The sequence below is a fragment of the Anabaenopsis sp. NIES-4685 genome (genome assembly GCF_059725405.1).
Genome location: NZ_AP043602.1, coordinates 2,601,191 through 2,619,859, shown reverse-complemented (window position 1 = coordinate 2,619,859; position 18,669 = coordinate 2,601,191). Strand labels below are relative to the sequence as shown.

Here is an 18,669-nt window from a genome sequence, read left to right as displayed (position 1 = left end):
CAGTTTTCAAGGTTCTGGCTGAGTTTTACCCAGCAGTCTGGCTTGATGCCATGTTGCTGACTTTTTCTCTGTTATTAAAATGAACCAAAAATACTTTGAAAGTTTTTACCAACCTCGACCGACCTAGGAATGACCATCTCAGCATCTATTTACTTGCTGTTTTCGATATCTGAGTGGATTAGGTCTCCCTAAAAGGAGGTGATCCAGCCACACCTTCCGGTACGGCTACCTTGTTACGACTTCACCCCAGTCACCAGTCCTACCTTCGGCATCCCCCTCTCCTAAGAGTTGGGGTAACGACTTCGGGCGTGACCAGCTTCCATGGTGTGACGGGCGGTGTGTACAAGGCCCGGGAACGAATTCACTGCAGTATGCTGACCTGCAATTACTAGCGATTCCTACTTCACGCAGGCGAGTTGCAGCCTGCGATCTGAACTGAGCTACGGTTTACGAGATTTGCTTCACATCGCTGTGTCGCCGCCCTTTGTCCGTAGCATTGTAGTACGTGTGTAGCCCAAGACGTAAGGGGCATGCTGACTTGACGTCATCCCCACCTTCCTCCGGTTTGTCACCGGCAGTCTCTCTAGAGTGCCCATCTTCATGCTGGCAACTAAAAACGAGGGTTGCGCTCGTTGCGGGACTTAACCCAACATCTCACGACACGAGCTGACGACAGCCATGCACCACCTGTGTTCGCGCTCCCGAAGGCACTCCCACCTTTCGGCAGGATTCGCGACATGTCAAGTCTTGGTAAGGTTCTTCGCGTTGCATCGAATTAAACCACATACTCCACCGCTTGTGCGGGCCCCCGTCAATTCCTTTGAGTTTCACACTTGCGTGCGTACTCCCCAGGCGGGATACTTAACGCGTTAGCTCCGGCACGGCTCGGGTCGATACAAGCCACGCCTAGTATCCATCGTTTACGGCTAGGACTACTGGGGTATCTAATCCCATTCGCTCCCCTAGCTTTCGTCCCTCAGTGTCAGTTATGGTCTAGTAGAGCGCTTTCGCCACTGGTGTTCTTCCTGATATCTACGCATTTCACCGCTACACCAGGAATTCCCTCTACCCCGACCGCACTCTAGCTTTGTAGTTTCCACCGCTCTGATGAGGTTAAGCCTCATTCTTTAACAGCAGACTTACATGGCCACCTGCGGACCCTTTACGCCCAATCATTCCGGATAACGCTTGCATCCTCCGTATTACCGCGGCTGCTGGCACGGAGTTAGCCGATGCTTATTCCTCAGGTACCGTCATTTTTTTCTTCCCTGAGAAAAGAGGTTTACAACCCAAGAGCCTTCCTCCCTCACGCGGTATTGCTCCGTCAGGCTTTCGCCCATTGCGGAAAATTCCCCACTGCTGCCTCCCGTAGGAGTCTGGGCCGTGTCTCAGTCCCAGTGTGGCTGATCATCCTCTCAGACCAGCTACTGATCGTCGCCTAGGTGCGCCTTTACCACACCTACTAGCTAATCAGACGCGAGCTCATCTTCAGGCAGCTAGCCTTTCACCTCTCGGCATATCCGGTATTAGCCACCGTTTCCAGTGGTTGTCCCCGACCTGAAGCCAGATTCTCACGCGTTACTCACCCGTCCGCCACTATCTCCGAAAAGACCGTTCGACTTGCATGTGTTAAGCATACCGCCAGCGTTCATCCTGAGCCAGGATCAAACTCTCCGTTTTGTTTTCCTTAGAGTTTGGTCTCCGAATAACTTCTTATTGCGGATTCCTGTTATAATTTTTGATTAACCTTGGGTTTCTCTACCCAAACTAAATCTTCTTGACGAGGATTGGTTATTCTTTTACTTTCAAAGTATTTTGTTTTCTCGGTTCAGGTGTCTTCGGCTCTCGCCTTGCCACTTATTTAATATATCTATTCTATCTGGTTTCGTCAAGGGGTTTGACAAACTTTTTTTTAGCTCACATCCTCCGGCTTCTTTCCCTTGATCCGAGAGACTTCTGCAGGATCTGAGTTTTTCAATGTTGCTCTATCTGAATGTGAAACGTCAAAATGACCTGTTTTTTTTCTCGGATGTTCCTGTAGAGGAGCATTTCATACCAATTCGCTAACCCCAATCATCCCGATTTTACTCAGCAACGCTAGTTATTCCATATATATCAGCGGTTAATCCATGAACCCAACTATATATATTCTTCCTATTTCCTTTAGACCCTTTTGCTGATCATCTGTCAGGGGACCTGCCTAATGGTTCCCCAAGAATAGGGGAACCCAACACTAAACAGACGGACTTTTACAGCGATCGCCCTTGGGCTGACTTGTCAGTTCGCACCAACTGAGCAGCATAACTCTAAATCCAAATATAATCTTATTTGTCAAGTATGGTTGACAAATTGTAATAATATTGTTAAATTAGGTTACATAAAGTAACAAACACAAAAAACTATGTACACAACTATTAATGAAAAAGGTATTCTCAATAACTATGCCAAAGAACCCCAAATATACTGCGCCACCTACCCCAGCCAAGAGCAGCAACGTCAATATACTGTCCAAGCTGCATTTGCTACATTAATTGTCGCTACCTTAATTTTGGTTTCCTTGGGCGTTAGCTAAGATTTTTTGATTTTCGTATCGGTATCTCTCATCGTCAATTCGACTTCTCCTTCTCACCCTGGTTAGTTTCACCAGGGTTTTTTGTTGTGCAAAAATAATTCATCAGCCCCCAGAGAGTCTCAACATATCTCACCTTGAGGATTCGGGTGGAGGTGTGTCTAACATGATAATTTAGGTATCTACAATAAAAAAAAATATCAAAACCAGATATAGTCAGGAAAATTAATGATTAGACCGCGTAAGTCCTTTGCCCAACATTGGCTCAAAAGTGAAAAGGCTCTGGATGCAATTATTAAAGCAGCAGAATGTCGTCAGAGCGATCGCATCTTAGAAATAGGCCGGGTACCGGTATTCTCACTCGTCGTTTACTACCCCACGTGCAATCTCTCATAGCAGTAGAAATAGACTTTGACCTGTGCAAACAGCTAGCCAAGCAACTGGGGAAAAAGGACAACTTTTTACTATTGCAAGGGGACTTTCTGATCTTAGACCTACCATCCCATTTAGCATCATTCACCAATTTTCACAACCCTAATAAAGTAGTAGCCAATATTCCCTACAACATCACAGGGCCAATCATCGAGAAGTTGCTAGGTACTATAGCCCACCCCAACCCAGAACCTTATGATTCCATAGTGCTACTCGTACAAAAGGAAGTAGCAGAAAGATTGTATGCTAAACCTGGTTCTAGAACCTTTGGAGCCTTAAGTGTGCGGGTGCAGTATTTAGCTGATTGTGAATTCATTTGTACCGTTCCCGCGGGTGCATTTTACCCACCACCAAAAGTAGACTCAGCAGTAGTGCGGTTGAGTCCCAGACAGATAGAAACCCCAGCAATTGACCCCCACAAATTAGAAACTCTAGTAAAACTCGGATTTGGTGCCAAACGCAAAATGTTAAGAAATAATTTGCAATCCATTGTAGAACGCGATCGCCTGAGCCACTTACTGGAACAATTAGAAATAAATCCCCAAGTTCGAGCCGAAGACCTGAGTGTTCAGCAGTGGGTAACTTTAGCCAACTTATTGACAAATGCTACCAGTTCTGTGTAAGCAAAGACAGAGAACATCAAGGACACAAACAAACAAGTTCAGCGTGGCTCGTCACAAAGATATGGTATTGAATAACTAAAATTGAGCAGTCAAAATGCGTTCATACACTCTAATTGCTCCCGCCAAAATCAACTTGTATCTGGAAATCATCAGCGACCGGACTGACGGCTATCATGAGTTAGCGATGATACTCCAAAGTATCGGGCTTGCAGACGAAATAAATGTACAGGCCCTTAGCAATCAAATGATTAGAGTCAATTGCAACGACCCACAAGTACCTACAGATCAAAGTAACCTAGCATACCGAGCAGCCGAACTCATGGCGACGCAATTTCCTCAAGCCTTAGCTGAATACGGGGGCGTAGAAATTACGATTAACAAGCATATTCCCGTAGCTGCTGGATTGGCCGGAGGTTCCACAAATGCTGCAGCCGTGTTAGTGGGGATAGATTTACTGTGGAACCTGGGACTAACAAAATCAGAATTAGAAGAACTGGGTGCTACTCTTGGTTCAGATGTCCCGTTTTGCGTTGCGGGGGGAACAGTGATCGCCACAGGTAGAGGCGAGCAACTTTCTCCCTTACCAAACTTGGATACTATATATATAGTATTAGCCAAATATCGCAGCTTAGAAGTTTCTACAGCCTGGGCATACAAAACCTATCGCCAAGAATTTGGTAGTTCTTATCTCAGAGACACTGAAAATTTAGCAGCACGGGCGGCTGCAGTGCATTCGGCACCAATAGTTAAAGGTATCCTGAATAAAGATATAGGAGAAATTGCCCAAAAACTACACAATGACTTAGAACGTGTAGTTTTACCAGCTTATCCTCAAGTGTCACAACTGCGAGAACTATTTTCCGCGCAACAAGGCGTTTTAGCAACCATGATGTCTGGTTCTGGCCCCACAGTTTTTGCCCTAGTGGAGTCTGAAGAACAAGCACAAGCAGTTAAGCTACAGATAAGGGCTGCAGTTCCCGATGAGGACTTAGAATTATTTGTGACTCAGACTGTGATACATGGCATTCAGGTGACATCATCAATGGGTTGAGTGAAGTAGAAATTTACCACCAAGATAGTAAGACACGAAGAACATATGAGTGACCCAAAAGTAACACAAGCAGAAGCTGAAAATCAGGTTCCACCAACTCCTTTACGTTGCATCACAGGAGCGGTGTTTTCTGGAGGACTCGGATATGCTATGTATTCGCTAATGATATCCATAGCGACAACTTTCGCCACTAAACCTATCCATTCGGATAACCCCATGGTGGTAAATATTGGCTCTGCTGTCCGTACTTTAGTCGTCGGTGTAGTTGCCTTGGGATCTGGGATATTTGCCATAGTTGCAATTGGTTTGCTGGCGTTGGCAATGCAATTATTGTTACAGCAGTTGACAAAACCCAAAAACAGTTAACCTAGACCTAAAGCTGCATATTTTTGGTAATCAGGGTCAATACCAAGCATTTTATCACTACTAGGAATTTGAGAAACCTGGTTCTGATTTCTCCAATTTTTGGGCGATACACCATGATGCTGGCGAAATTGCCGGGAGAAATGACAAGCATTTTGGTAGCCTAGTGCTGTAGCAATCTGCTCTATTGTCTGATCAGTATCCGTCAATAAAGGACGGGCCGCGGCCATGCGGCGTTTGACAATCCAGCCATTAACAGTTTCACCTGTTCTTTTCGCCACTGTAGTGGTTAAGTATGCTGCTGAGTAACCAACGGCATCAGCTACGTTAGATAAGGTAATCCCTCGATGATAGTTAGCTTCAATATAGTCGAAAACTTCTTTGAGATGGGGAACGGCTGGAAAAATTGAGTTAGATTTGACAGTTCGGTTTGTATTATCGCCTACCGATTCTGGCATTTGCTGAGATTCAGTTGCATACCAGCAACGCAAAAGAGATTGCTTTTCTAATCTGATAGCGATCGCTTTGTGTAATTCTTCCAAAGTAGAAGGTTTAGTAATATAGTCATCAGCTCCCAACTCCATACCCTTACGAACATCTGTCTTATTGTCGCTACCAGTCAGAAAAATAAACGGAATAATCGCAGTCACAGGATCTTGACGCATGGTATAAAGAACGCTATAACCATCCATACCCGGCATCACAATATCGCAAACCACCAAATCAGGAAAATGGGTTTGTGTTTTTTCAATACCAACCAAACCATTTTCAGCACCTATAGTATTAAAACCGATCGCCTCAAGACCCATTAAATAAAGATTACGGGTAGTAGCATCATCTTCAATTATGAGAATTGTTTTCGTAGATTCCTGTGTCATTTCTCTATTAATAGGATTTGTAGCAAGGAACAATCAGCAAACTGTCTACTAAACTCATAACTGGGATGTTACTACTGGTAACATGATCTTAAATGTTGTACTGACATCAACTTCACTTTCCACAACAATATTACCCCTGTGTAAGTCCACAAGGGTTTTGACAATGGATAATCCTAGCCCAGTACCTGGCAAATGATGACTATTGCTACCGCGATAAAATGGCTCAAATAATCGCTGTCTATCTGCAAGTGGAATGCCAATACCCCTATCTTTCACCTCGAAGACTACGTTCCCATGCTGACAGAATAGTTTAAGTTCAACCACGCTATCACTAGGAGAATATTTCATAGCATTATCCAGCAAGTTCATGATCATCGGCTCGATCAGTTTTTTATCTATACAGGCTGTTAAATAACCTCCTTGGGGTAGTAAATTTATGCGTTTATGGCTACCACTTGTCTGCATTTGCGCAATTAACTGATTACAGAAATCAACTAAATTCAATGGTTTGGTATCATAGTTAAGTTTAGCTGTTTGTACCTTCGCCAATAACAAGACATCATCTAAAATATTGGTAATCTGTTCTACACCTGTTTGAACATGATCAAGTAATGGTTGTATTTTCTCTTCATTCCAGTCGCTCATATACCTTTTGAGCAAGCTATTAGAGAATAAAACAATATTTAAGGGAGTGCGGAATTGATGGCATAACCTAGAGATGAAATCCCCTTGCAGTTGAGTTAGTTGTTTTATTTGTTCTAAAGTCTGGCTCAGGTCTGATTCTGTATTTAACCGCGGGAATTCTGGTTTCCGCTGCGATTCCGTCACATCCCAAATGCTCCATACTCTACCAATAATTTCACCATCCACCCACTGAGGCTGAGAATATTGAGCAAAAACCCTGCCATCTTTTAACTCCAAGATACCGTAGGTTTCTAGGTCATATTGACTGCATACCTGACGTATAATCTGGTAATAGGCTTCTGGGTCTTTCAATTGGTTCTCAAAAAAAGCTTGATACTGAACATATTTCTGGGACTTGATCAGAGAGTTGGGTATTTGCCACATTTCCACAAATTTCTGATTAAAGCTGACAATCTCTCCTTTGAGACTGACTGCAACAATACCATGAGCAGTCGATTCTAGAGTAGAACGCAGTAGAAGAAGGGATTGTTGCAGGTGCTCCTCCTTTTTCTTGAGTTCAGTGACTTCTTTTCCTAAATTCTCCTGAGTTTTGTTTAATTTGTCAGTCGAGTTGTACATACTCCCCCTACTACCTTATCAGTTCTCTGAATAGCCAAAGCTGCAATTAAACTTCCAAGTTTGATGCTCATCTATGTAGTTGACATACCCCCCAATTTAGAACCAAGGGAATTATGGGGTCAAAAATCTCGTAATTTCCAGGGAGAAAATTGGATTAATTTAGCTAGATTACGACATTTGCACAGAAAATAAACTTGTGATTTGAATGTAGACATATCAGGTTCGTCCATAGTGCTTTCCATATCTATTCATCATGTTTGTATTTGCTATTTTTTCTCAATTGCTAATCAAACTATTAACACCTTGATCAGATAATTTTTTCAAAGCTCATGATTAACCTTGGGTGTAAGGCAATTCGATACAAGGATATTTATCATTATATTTTACATTGCTAAAATATAAAAAATATATTTATTACTTATAGAGTATAGAAATAAAAGTTTATTAAAGTTTATTTTTGTCACCCATTTATTCTTCATAAGTAATTCTTGACATAAAAAATGTATTTGAGTAATTTATCAGAATCAATTACTTTTATGATCAAGCTGTCATGGGTAAAATATATCTATCTCTCCTATATGTTTTGCAATAGATGGTTAAGCTATTTATAAATTGAATTTTCGTTATTTTCCGGGTGGATATATCTAACCATAGAAATATTGAAATATAAAATAATCTTCTCATTCATCTGTCATCAGATACACTTCAATTTTACATTTATGGGGGTCTTCTCAGAATATCTATCCAAGGTTATAAAAATTGTAAATATTTTATGTTTAGATAATCACGAAAGATTTTTTTACATAAATGTTGAGTAACAAATAATTCTCTTACTAAAGTTGTTAATCATGAAAAGCAAAATAAATTCAACTTTCCCAAGAGTGAATGTATTGACGGACAGCAACATATGATACTTGATGTTATGCCATAAGATAACATATGATTATAAAGTTTAAAATCATATCATAAAATACCAAAATAAACAACTATAATATTATCTTATTCTTTGAGTAAAACCCAGGGCATAGAATTTGTGAGCTTGGGATATCATTTCAATGCTAAGGAGAATAATTAAGCAGACCAATCAATCACAAAAGCGAAAGAAGAGATAAGTCTATCTAAAAATTGTTCATATATCTATGGCTAGAAATTGAGTACGCTTAATACAGAAGCTGCTTCTGCAACACGGTTTATCTGTAGGGGATAGTTTAACTAGATAACTATGAGACATATAAAAATGCTCACTAGTTAAATCCACCCCTATTTTTCAACCCTTAAAGTTAATGCTTTTGACATATCATCCTTGTGTGATATCAACCTTTTTATAGAGATAGGAAAAATTGCTCTAACTTCAAGAGATTAGCTCAAACTACCATGAATGCTCTCAGTACTTCAGTGCCGCGATTTTAGATTTCACTTGACATCATCAATCAAATGTGGGTCTAGATGATAGGAATCCAAATTAACAAAGAGGGAAAGGTATGCATCAAATAAATAATACTTGTCACACCCAAACCGCCAAGAAAATTAACACAGAACAAATTGAACAAATTATCAAAGCAATTATTGCGGGAAAGTATTCATGGGCCTGTGTATTAATTTTGCGTTTTTCCGGTTACAATCCTATAGACTACATCCCTTACCGCACCTACATTCGACTACTAAAAAATAATTGTCTAGCTGAGAAATGTAACTCGAAAGACACTGAGAAAAAAGAGGTTTTCGACATTAAGTCAAACTTGATTCGACTTTGAAAACAGTAGGAAGTAGATTTCCAACTTGATATTTTCTGAGTCACCCTATCTCCAGATACATAGTAGCTAATGATTTACCCAGTGACTACTGTTAATAGCCGTCTGCAACCGATTCTCAGAGAGATTGTGTGGCATAAAAAGCAAGAAGTAGCGCAAATGCACCAACAGATGTCGTTGGCTTCTTTGCAACGCCAGTTAACGGCTGCGCCAACGGTGCGAGATTTCTTGACTGCTTTACAACAAAATCTTCACAAACCTGGACTAATTGCAGAAATCCAGAAAGCATCACCATTGTATGGTAATATTCGCACAGATTTTGATCCCATAGCGATCGCCAAAGCTTATGAGCGAGGTGGTGCAGCTTGTATATCAGTGTTAACTGAAACTGCATTCTTTCGTGGTAGTTGGGAAAATTTGCGTGCTATCCGCCAGAGGGTAGCATTACCTTTGTTGTGCAAAGATTTTATGATTGACCCGTGCCAAATTTATCTAGCACGAGCGGCAGGAGCAGACGCTGTACTCCTAATAGCAGCTATTCTCACAGATCGGGAATTGCAAGACTTTCTCAGAGTAATTCACTATTTAGGGATGAATGCTTTAGTAGAAGTTCATAACTTGAATGAACTAGACCGAGTACTAAAACTGGATGACATCCGTCTAGTTGTAATTAACAACCAAAGCCTAGAAGATTTTACCATTGATTTGAGTATTACGCAACAATTGCTAGCAGCTAGGCGATCGCAGTTACAAAACTTAGGTGTAATAGTTGTCAGCGAGTCTGGACTATATACAAAGGCTGATTTATGTTTGATGGCTGAGGCTGGTACACATGCGGTTATAGTAGGAGAACCATTAATTAAACAAGAAAATATAGAGCAGGCCGTGCGTTGTCTGGTTAAAGGTGATTAATCAACACCTAAGCCCAGCATGGTATCCCTATCAAAATAACCCGCCCTGATCACCCCTACCTTTTAACGAGAGGATGAAACGCGAGACGACGGGTTTTAAACCGGGGTGTTTCTTATTTTCCCCCCTGACTTTCAATATAGTTTTTAACTACCTCCGTACTGACTTGACCTATTGACGCTACAAAATAGGTCGGTGTCTACAAAGGAGGTAGTTTTTTCAGTTCCGGTAATTCTCTGCTTAAATAAATTATATCCTAAACTTTGCGAGCTAGGATTTTATCCGGCGTAGCAACATCAGTTTAGAATCCCCTAGGTTTCAACCGGGCGAGAAGTCAAATTTGTATAGGTGACTAATATTCGCAATTAAGTAAAACATTTGCAACAAAAGCCTCAAAAATAATATCTACATTATTAGTAATACATCCGAATATTTTGACAGCCAGCCATGAATAAGCAAGTACATGATGAAGATTCTCCGTTAAATATCATTTCAGCCGAACAAACTCATACCAAGTACCAAAATCAAGTGCCCTGGAAAAAGGTAGTTACTTCTTTATCATTGGTGCTACTGGGATCAGGGATGACATTCGCCGGTGGTTATGTAGCTGGAAACCCTCAGCAAATATCTCAGACGACATCAAACCTAGCAGTAAGTCGAGTCAATGCTGCCATCCCATCACCAACTGCGGCGGGTTCCAACTTCATTACCCAGGTAGTGCAGAAGGTAGGGCCTGCTGTAGTGAGAATTGAAGCATCTCGAACAGTCACCAACCGCTTACCTGCCGCATTTAACGATCCATTTTTCCGCCAATTCTTCGGTTCTCAACTACCAGAACAACAAAACCGCGTAGAGCGAGGTACTGGTTCCGGTTTTCTCATCAGTAAAGATGGTAGTATTCTCACCAATGCTCATGTAGTAGCTGGTGCGGATACCGTGAGAGTTATACTTAAGGATGGGCGGAGGTTTGAAGGTAAAGTTTTGGGAAGAGACGAACTAACAGATGTGGCTGTTGTCAAAATTCAGTCTAACAATCTGCCGACTGTAGAACTGGGAAACTCAGAGCAACTGCAACCGGGCGAATGGGCGATCGCCATTGGTAATCCCTTAGGATTAGATAATACCGTCACCACAGGCATCATTAGCGCCACCGGTCGCAGCAGTAATCAAATTGGCGCACCTGATAAGCGAGTAGAATTTATTCAAACCGATGCAGCCATTAATCCTGGTAACTCCGGTCAACCGTTGTTAAATGCCCGTGGTCAGGTAATTGGGATGAACACAGCCATTATCCAAAGAGCTCAAGGACTAGGTTTTGCCATTCCCATTAACACAGCCCAAAGGATTGCAAAGCAACTAATTAGCGCAGGTAAGGTAGAGCATCCTTATCTAGGAATTCAGATGGTAGACTTAACACCTCAAATCAAAGAACGCCTAAACTCAGACCCCAATAGCGGTGTGATGGTAAATGAAGATAAAGGTGTATTAATTATGCGCGTCATGCCTAACTCACCCGCTGCTAAAGCCGGCTTACGTGCAGGGGATGTCATCCAACAACTCAACGGTAAATCAGTCACAGAAGCCAGCAGTATCCAGAAAGCAGTGGAAAATGTTCAAGTTGGGGGAGATGTGCGCTTAGGATTGCGGCGCAATGGGCAAAATATCAACTTAGCCGTCCGAACTGGTGCTTTCCCCACTCAAGGAGCGCAATAAATAGCTGCTTTAGCGCAGCGGAGTATTGCTCATTCCTGAGTCAGTTTCAAACCCTACTGGTTACAGCAATAAAAGCACCAAAGCCCACCAGCAACAGCCTGAAAATCCCAGAAATTTTCAGTCTGTTGCCTCCTTAAGGGGCGGGATGAATGGGTGGCGACTTTAGCCGCCGTCTTAGACCTCTAACCAGTTCGCGTAAAATTTCTGTTTGAGTTCTACCTTCTTGCTCGCAATATTCTTTAAGCAATTCCTTTTCCTCTTGCGTTAAACGAAAAGTTATAAAAATTTCAGGTTTAGGCATAATTAAGATACTGGCTTTTGTGGTATTTTAATTATAGTGGTGAGGGTATTCAACCACTTAAAAAACCCAGAGCCGAGAGGCATAGCACCTTGAAAAATCAAGATATTGGGTTCTACACGCATCATGCTTGTGTAGGTAAAATCTCCCAGCACCAAGTACCAGAAAACCAAAGTTTTATTGCTTGAAACAGTACGGCAGGACACAGGGTATCTGGGTTCACAGAAGGAGCAAAAAGCTTGCGGACAAAACCACCTCTGGTATGGAGGGGTAACCAACTATGGTAAGTGGACTGGATGAAACAAGAATCCCATCGGTTTTAGCTGTGGGAGTGTCAATGACTATTCATGATTGCTAAGTTCCCACTAAATATCTGATAGCAAGGAGTAGTAAAAAAATCCCATATAACTTCTTGATGATCTCACCGCTAATAAATGGCTGATTAGCAAATAATGCTCCAAATAAATTACCAACTATGAGTCCAATGGCGACAATTGCAGCATATTTAAGATTCATGTTGCCGTTGCGATAGTACACTATTGCCCCTAAAATGCCAATGGGCAAAATTTGAGCAGCAATAGAAGTACCAGTGGCAAATTTCTGATCTAGACCAACCAATAACACCATAGCTGGTACCATAATTGCACCACCCCCCAGACCGAACATACCACCAGTTAAACCGGCAACTAAACCAATGGTCAACATTTGAACAACTATATTAGACATATTGATGAATTTTTATTTTTTTTGACATACTCACCGACCTTGAAGGTCCGTGAGTATTGACAGTTCACAGTAACTCGCTGGCGAAACAGTCTTACAGTCACTCCCTGTCTGTTTTAGGTCGTGCCAATGCCCCATGCCGACCATTTCTATGTTCTTAGAGGATGTTTGATAAGTCATGATTATAAAACTTTTTCTCCATCGCTCATTGTAGCAAAAGTATTAAACTCAGTGGGGATGTCACCATCCCTCACTGGTCTCCAAAACCGTACGTGAAAGTTTCCCTTCATACGGCTCCTCAGTGTATGACTACCACCATTGGTTTGTGGCATCAATCTTTACTCCGGTGAAGGTAGTCATGGCAGTGTAAGTGAACAGCCAATAGGTTCTTATCAGCGTTCTTGCCCCCCTTTGACTTCATTTCAAGATGATGCTTCTCGATTAGGTCTTCGGGTTTAAAGTTTAGTCCGCAGTGGGCGCACTTTCCTTTCTGCCTCTTGAGCAGTCGGGATTTTTGAGGGTCAATAGTTTGATATCTATCCCCCATGCGCTTACTCCAATAGACCTCATCCCCATCAAAAGGACTTCTAGTTCCCGCTACTTTTACCCATTTCACACTGGCTGGAAAGCTAGAGTGGCAGAGTAATTCTAGGGGGTTATCTCCATCCCTAGACACGAATGACCATTGTTGACTTCCTCCGAAGTATTTTCTGGCTATCCAGTGTCTATTTTTCTTTGGGTGACGACGTTTTGCCCATCTCCATAATCTAGACCACATTAGGTTTTTGACCATGGAGAATGTTTCCTTTGAGTGCCAGGGAGACTGATAGTTACACCATCCCCTGATAATCGGATTTAAGTGTTTGATTAACGCTGCTGCGTCAACAGCTTGCATCCTGTTAATTCTGAGGTTTAGTGCTTCGTAATGTCTCTTGATACTCTCTTTACTTGGTCTAATGATGGTTTTGAATCCTAGTTTCTTCTTGGAGGTAGTTTTCCGGAGTGATGTTTTCCTACTTCAAATTGTCGGATTTCAAAACCGAGGAATTTGAATCCTGGTTCTTCATCCTCTAGTTGATGCAGGGTGTGTGCCACTCGCGTTTTGCTATCCTTCAATTCCAGACCAGTCTCTTTTAACCATTTCTCTATTAATCTTTTACATTCTGTTACCGGCTCTAATTCCTCACAGAGGACAACAAAATCATCCGCGTAATGAATCAATCTAGGTGACTGAAACATCCTCTTGTAGTTTTTCCAAGATTCAGTCCATCTTCCCTTTTCATCACTTGGGAAATTGTTCTCTATGAGTTCTTCTAATCCATGTAACGCGATGTTGGCTAATAAAGGCGATAAAACCCCACCTTGCGGTGTTCCCGATTTCGTGGGATTGTATCCTTTTGCTTCACTTAATCCACTGAGGTCAACCACTCCCGATTTTAACCAGGCTTTGATTTGTCGATGGAATTTTGGGATGGTGTTCAGTTTCTTTAGTAAGGCTTTATGGTCAATTTCATCAAAGCATTTGCTGATATCAGCATCTAGCACATATTTGGGCTTTTTGTTGATACAGGCAAATATTGCTGAGATGGCATCGTGACAGGATCTTCCGGGGCGAAAGCCGTAAGAGTTCGGTTCAAATTTGGCTTCCCATTCTGGCTCTAATGCCATTTTGAGTAATGCTTGTTTGGCTCTTTCAGTTATAGTGGGTATCCCTAATGGTCTCTTCTCCTTCTTTCCAGGTTTGGGTATCCATACCCTTCTAGTAGGTCTTGATTTACCATCTAGAGTAAGATTGTCAACAAGTTCTAATCTCTCATTAGGTTTGAGGGATTTAATTCCGTCAGTTCCTGCTGTTGATTTTCCTTTGTTGTCCTGTGTTACCCTTCTGACTGCCAATAGCTTACTGTAGTATGAGCTAACCATCATCTTTTGGAGTTTACGGACTAGCTTGACTTCACCTTGTAAAGAAGCTCGGTAAATTCTTTTGGCTAACTTAAATACTTGGTGTTCAACGACTTTCCAGTCAATTGTTTCCCAGGTATTCCATCTCGACTTTGACGTTATCTCCATAATGAGCATTTTCATTGCTACTTAGAATGTACTTCTCATACAGCAGGTGAGCTTTCAGCGTATCCTCATCCATTACAGATGGGCTTTGGCTTCTTCTCACATCTCTGGGACTGGGGTGTTTCTTTGCGGGTAACTACTCTAGCTTCGACCTGACTAGAGAACCTTCCCAATTCTTGAATCGTTCCTGTTTTCCGTTGGTTCTGACTTTAGAACTATCCAATCCACCGGATAAATTAGACGACATCTAGGTGGAACTAAAGATTTCCATCTAATCATTATTCTCATGCTCCTGTTTCGAGCGTTGGGTATCAGCCTTATTGCCCAACTTCGTTGTAACGATGGTTTTACGGATATTCACTTCCGTTGTTCATGGTCAGTTGCTTGCGGTTGCACCAATTTAGGCTATTAGTTTCACCGCTTTTAGTACCGCTTCAGAGTTAAGGTTTACCATTCCCTTACAAACTGGATACTATGCTTTCAACCTGATGTCGAGGCGGAAGGACTTTCACCTTCACAGAAAACAAGTTTTCTCGGTCTCGGTATTGTTTACCTTCCCTATTAACCAGGGGTTTCCTGGTGAGGAGAACTTCAGGAGTTGCCTCCTTGGTCTCTCCAACGACCCGCACCTTCAGACCCAAATCAATACCTATGCTTTGGTTTTTGGCAACAGTAATATTGGGTTCAACTTCTACAACGAAGCTAAGAAAATAGCGGTTAGTGCAATCTTGTGAAAATGTATGGACTCTGGATGTCTGGCTGATGATATGGATGGGCAAGTGGCAAAAAAAGTTATATAATCTCAGTGATTGTACTAAATTTACTTATGGATCAATCCCTGAAAGCATAGTAAAGATTTTCTGGTGATTCAGCCGGATTTCCCAAGCATTCTATTACCATAAAAAAGTCTTGAGTGAGGAACAGCAAACAAATGGATGTGAAGCTGATTTTAGTGGGATTGACAGTTATATTCACTTTTGCGTGCCTCTTCTTTGGCACTAAGAATGGATTTTATGATTCGGACAACTATCATGGTAATGGCTCTGCACATTAAGAATAATCTCTAAAGGCAAAATGAGCGGGTCAGTTGGGCTACCCTTCCTCTATGGATAAACCATGCAGGCTAGGGGTCAGGGGAGTGGCAAACCCAAATATGAGGTCAGAGGGCAGGAAACCATGAGGGATAATCTGTGGGCATCCTCTCGCGTTGATGCTCAGGAGAAGGCTAACGATTTAGACTGTTTGCCCTATAGTGTCCAGCATCATGATGAGGGTGTTTGTTTATTAGTACGAATGGGTCCACACCGGATTCTACTAGATTGTGGATTAGAGGACACTTCATCGTTACTCACCTCTTCAGCTAAGTCGGCAATCCCAGCGGATTTAGTGTTGGTCAGTCATGCCCACCCAGACCACGCCCGAGGATTGCTAGACTTACATCAAACTTTTCCTCTGTTACCTATCTATGCTAGTGAGGTAACAACCAAGTTACTACCGTTAAATTGGCTAGACCAAGATACCAAGACAATTCCTCAGTTCTGTCATGCCTTACCGTTGCGATCGCCTGTGGAAATCCAAGAAGGTCTGGTAGTGGAATTATTTCCTGCCGGACACTTACCGGGAGCAGTAGTAATTTTGCTCACATACACAACAAAGGATCGCTCTTATAAACTACTGTATACAGGGGATTATTTCTTATCAAACTCACGCCTGGTGGAAGGTTTGCGTTTAGAAGAGTTACGGGGATTAGACTTAAATGTATTGATTATTGAAGGCACTTATGGCACATCCCGTCACCCCCACCGTCGCCACCAGGAAAATCAATTGGCGGAGCGGATTAATCGGGCGATCGCCGATGGTCATTCTGTGCTTCTTCCCACACCGGCTTTAGGTTTAGGCCAAGAATTGTTGATGCTATTACGTTCTCATCATCACTTCACCGGACGAAATATAGATATTTGGGTGGATGGTGCTGTGGCTACTGGTTGCGATGCTTACCTGGAAATACTGCCCCACTTACCTCCATCAGTGCAGAACTTTGCTCGCCATCAACCCTTGTTCTGGGATGAGCGAGTGCGCCCCCGAGTCCGGCGGTTGCAGCCAGAACATCGGGCTACTGTGGGTAAGTCTCCCTGTATTGTCCTGACTGACTCTACAGCTAATTTAAACCAATACTGCCAAAGGGAAACAGTCCCTTGGATGATTCTGTTACCAGAAAAGATTGATATAAAACTTAATACAAAATATTCAGCACCCACCAAGGACGAAACTTATCTTCTGGCCCAGCATAGTGACGGGTCTGGGACTACTCAACTAATTCATAATTTGCGTCCCCAGCACGTTGTTTTTGTCCATGGTTCGCCGACATACTTGGCAGATTTGACTGGCTTGGAAGAACTACAAAACCGTTATCATGTCCATTCTCCATCTGCTGGCACTTTTGTAGAACTGCCAATTGGAGACACATTTTTACAACCAGCACCCCCAGAAACCAATTATGAAGGGGAACTTACAGAATTAGGAACAGTCATTACTGTCACCTTACCCGATGCGATTACAGATGATCCCCGTTGGCAACAGTTTGCCGATACTGGTTTAATAGAAGCTCGTTGGCAGGGTGAAGAACTAGTATTGCGAGGATTGTCTGCTAGAGAAGTACTGCACCAAAACAGCGATCGCCAGGCTTGGTGTGATATAGATTGTTGTGGCACTTGCCGACACCAAAGAGGACAAAGGTGTTGGAATCCCGCATCAGTGTTACATAACTTCAAAGTCACCCTTGAGGGATATTGCCCTGCTTTTGAACCCTTGGCTAAAACTTCCTAAAATCTACCAGTGTAGAAACGCCTAATAGTTCTTGTCTTTATCAAGGTAAAACCTTTAATGGTGCTGCGGCTGCACTCACTATCCATTCTACTGTATTATAAGATTCTGTAGATTAATGATTGTCCTCCAACTGCAAGTCAGTTTTTGTCACACGGACTACCCTTTTTGTTTTTCATAGCAATTTACTCCAATCCTATGGACTAACATTAGCAGCTTCCAAGAGTATTTAGCATGATTTATGAGGTTTATCTTTTACAGTGACCAACCCTTATCTCCCGCGCAGACCAACCAACTTAGATGATGATTGCTCAATCATCTTTGACACTTTCCCATTGAGTTACGCTCTATACTATAGGACTAGAGCCAACAGAAGACAAACTTTAGCTTGTATCCCCCGTTGGGAAAACGGGGGGTTTACGCATCACGTTTGGTAACATTGAAGAATCATTGCGTCTCTACTCAGGATTAGATTCGGGAGAATGTTTATGGATACGCTCTGATTCGGGACAATCTTCTGTCATCAGAAACTCTATATTACCGCGTGGTACCGAGGCTAACTTTTGGCTTACAGAGCCAATGCTTTCTAAACGAACCATCTCCTCCCAGGCGCAAACCTCGTCTTCCTCGTCTGTTTCATACCGTAGAGTCACTAAGTCCCCCTCTATATCGAGGATGCGGGCGCGTTCAATCCAGCGTTGCTGGTCCCGCAAGAATACACATACCTCGCGCCCGTCGCAACACAGTTGATAGATCTTGCGGTGTAGCATGTACTGCTTCTACCTTTTTAAACAACGTAGTTAAACCTGTGAAATTTGGGTTTTACCGTCTGACAGAACCTACTACAATCTACCGATGTAAAAATGCGTAATAGTTCTTATCTTGATAAAGGTATAACCTTTAATGGTGCAACGGCTGCACTCCTTATCCCTTTGGCCGCATCGGCATTAGGGGAGAATTTTCTGACAATTCGCCAGCAACTATTGAGATCTCCATAGCAATTTTCTCCAATACCTAAATTCTCCTAACCAAGCTAATATTTTCTCGTGAGTATCTCTTGATTTATGTAAGAAAAAATACTCCAAATTAAGCGTTGAACGCGGTTGTTTGATTTGCTTACTTGTAGTAGTTGGCATTGGTGGGAAATCCAGGAACTTTGCTTTATATTTATCCCTATGTATTTGATCTTAACTCATTATCTTGTCC

At 42.3% G+C, this 18,669-nt stretch carries 17 protein-coding genes, 1 rRNA gene and 2 pseudogenes; 9 read left to right on the top strand and 11 right to left on the bottom strand.

From position 1 onward, the window contains the following. Positions 1-191: 191 nt before the first annotated feature. Positions 192-1,680, bottom strand: a 16S ribosomal RNA gene (locus tag AC6IZ0_RS11235). 721 nt (positions 1,681-2,401) lie between these two features. On the opposite strand from AC6IZ0_RS11235, the gene psb34 reads away from it, so the two are divergent. The 4 genes and pseudogenes from psb34 to AC6IZ0_RS11215 all read left to right on the top strand — a co-directional run bounded on the left by psb34 (position 2,402) and on the right by AC6IZ0_RS11215 (position 5,041). Beyond that, positions 2,402-2,572 (top strand): photosystem II assembly protein Psb34, encoded by a 171-nt coding sequence (gene psb34, locus AC6IZ0_RS11230; RefSeq protein WP_271730989.1) that lies wholly within the window; start codon positions 2,402-2,404, stop codon positions 2,570-2,572. 225 nt (positions 2,573-2,797) lie between these two features. Next, positions 2,798-3,624, top strand: a pseudogene (gene rsmA, locus AC6IZ0_RS11225) (16S rRNA (adenine(1518)-N(6)/adenine(1519)-N(6))-dimethyltransferase RsmA). Between the two features lie 94 nt (positions 3,625-3,718). Continuing rightward, a complete protein-coding gene (ispE, locus tag AC6IZ0_RS11220; protein ID WP_497722967.1) occupies positions 3,719-4,675 on the top strand; it encodes a 4-(cytidine 5'-diphospho)-2-C-methyl-D-erythritol kinase in 957 nt (318 codons plus the stop codon). Between the two features lie 45 nt (positions 4,676-4,720). Then, a complete protein-coding gene (locus tag AC6IZ0_RS11215) occupies positions 4,721-5,041 on the top strand; it encodes a DUF3082 domain-containing protein (protein WP_271730983.1) in 321 nt (106 codons plus the stop codon). Here the strand turns inward: AC6IZ0_RS11215 and AC6IZ0_RS11210 are convergent. Both AC6IZ0_RS11210 and AC6IZ0_RS11205 read right to left on the bottom strand, forming a co-directional pair. Then, positions 5,038-5,916 carry a response regulator transcription factor gene (locus AC6IZ0_RS11210; protein WP_497722965.1) on the bottom strand — a complete coding sequence of 293 codons (879 nt, stop codon included), beginning with the start codon at positions 5,914-5,916 and terminating at the stop codon, positions 5,038-5,040. The two genes, AC6IZ0_RS11215 and AC6IZ0_RS11210, sit on opposite strands and share 4 nt — an antisense overlap. A gap of 54 nt (positions 5,917-5,970) precedes the next feature. After that, entirely contained in the window at positions 5,971-7,179 is a 1,209-nt protein-coding gene (locus AC6IZ0_RS11205; protein WP_497722963.1) for a PAS domain-containing sensor histidine kinase, read from the bottom strand. 1,481 nt (positions 7,180-8,660) lie between these two features. Here AC6IZ0_RS11205 and AC6IZ0_RS11200 point away from each other — a divergent pair. Together AC6IZ0_RS11200 and trpC are read left to right on the top strand one after the other, a co-directional pair. Beyond that, positions 8,661-8,933, top strand: coding sequence for a HetP family heterocyst commitment protein (locus AC6IZ0_RS11200; protein ID WP_497722962.1), 273 nt, complete (start codon positions 8,661-8,663; stop codon positions 8,931-8,933). Positions 8,934-9,002: 69 nt separating this feature from the next. Then, entirely contained in the window at positions 9,003-9,842 is an 840-nt protein-coding gene (gene trpC / locus AC6IZ0_RS11195) for an indole-3-glycerol phosphate synthase TrpC (RefSeq protein ID WP_497722960.1), read from the top strand. Between the two features lie 112 nt (positions 9,843-9,954). Here trpC and AC6IZ0_RS11190 read toward each other — a convergent pair. Then, positions 9,955-10,083 (bottom strand): annotated as a pseudogene (locus AC6IZ0_RS11190) (transposase); the annotation flags it as partial. Between the two features lie 203 nt (positions 10,084-10,286). On the opposite strand from AC6IZ0_RS11190, the gene AC6IZ0_RS11185 reads away from it, so the two are divergent. Next, positions 10,287-11,552 (top strand): HhoA/HhoB/HtrA family serine endopeptidase, encoded by a 1,266-nt coding sequence (locus AC6IZ0_RS11185; protein ID WP_497722958.1) that lies wholly within the window; start codon positions 10,287-10,289, stop codon positions 11,550-11,552. 133 nt (positions 11,553-11,685) lie between these two features. Here AC6IZ0_RS11185 and AC6IZ0_RS11180 read toward each other — a convergent pair whose 3' ends face one another. The 6 genes from AC6IZ0_RS11180 to AC6IZ0_RS11155 form a co-directional block, all read right to left on the bottom strand. Further along, positions 11,686-11,853 carry a RepB family protein gene (locus AC6IZ0_RS11180; RefSeq protein ID WP_271733159.1) on the bottom strand — a complete coding sequence of 56 codons (168 nt, stop codon included), beginning with the start codon at positions 11,851-11,853 and terminating at the stop codon, positions 11,686-11,688. A gap of 2 nt (positions 11,854-11,855) precedes the next feature. After that, positions 11,856-12,023: a hypothetical protein gene (locus tag AC6IZ0_RS11175; RefSeq protein WP_271733158.1), complete on the bottom strand. Its 168-nt coding sequence runs from the start codon at positions 12,021-12,023 to the stop codon at positions 11,856-11,858. Between the two features lie 181 nt (positions 12,024-12,204). Beyond that, on the bottom strand, positions 12,205-12,576 hold the full coding sequence (locus AC6IZ0_RS11170; RefSeq protein ID WP_271733157.1) for a sulfite exporter TauE/SafE family protein: 372 nt from the start codon (positions 12,574-12,576) through the stop codon (positions 12,205-12,207). 179 nt (positions 12,577-12,755) lie between these two features. Then, positions 12,756-12,905 (bottom strand): hypothetical protein, encoded by a 150-nt coding sequence (locus AC6IZ0_RS11165; protein WP_497722956.1) that lies wholly within the window; start codon positions 12,903-12,905, stop codon positions 12,756-12,758. Beyond that, positions 12,905-13,468: a group II intron maturase-specific domain-containing protein gene (locus tag AC6IZ0_RS11160; RefSeq protein WP_497722954.1), complete on the bottom strand. Its 564-nt coding sequence runs from the start codon at positions 13,466-13,468 to the stop codon at positions 12,905-12,907. The genes AC6IZ0_RS11165 and AC6IZ0_RS11160 overlap by 1 nt, the downstream gene beginning before the upstream one ends. Before the next feature lie 77 nt (positions 13,469-13,545). Beyond that, positions 13,546-14,658, bottom strand: coding sequence for a reverse transcriptase domain-containing protein (locus tag AC6IZ0_RS11155; RefSeq protein WP_497722953.1), 1,113 nt, complete (start codon positions 14,656-14,658; stop codon positions 13,546-13,548). A gap of 913 nt (positions 14,659-15,571) precedes the next feature. On the opposite strand from AC6IZ0_RS11155, the gene AC6IZ0_RS11150 reads away from it, so the two are divergent. Together AC6IZ0_RS11150 and AC6IZ0_RS11145 are read left to right on the top strand one after the other, a co-directional pair. Further along, positions 15,572-15,694, top strand: a complete 123-nt coding sequence (locus AC6IZ0_RS11150; protein WP_267910268.1) for a DUF8629 family protein — start codon at positions 15,572-15,574, stop codon at positions 15,692-15,694. A gap of 122 nt (positions 15,695-15,816) precedes the next feature. Continuing rightward, positions 15,817-17,466, top strand: a complete 1,650-nt coding sequence (locus AC6IZ0_RS11145; RefSeq protein ID WP_497722952.1) for an MBL fold metallo-hydrolase — start codon at positions 15,817-15,819, stop codon at positions 17,464-17,466. A gap of 455 nt (positions 17,467-17,921) precedes the next feature. Here the strand turns inward: AC6IZ0_RS11145 and AC6IZ0_RS11140 are convergent, their stop codons facing one another. After that, a complete protein-coding gene (locus AC6IZ0_RS11140) occupies positions 17,922-18,233 on the bottom strand; it encodes a DUF6679 family protein (RefSeq protein ID WP_271733154.1) in 312 nt (103 codons plus the stop codon). Positions 18,234-18,669 lie beyond the last annotated feature (436 nt).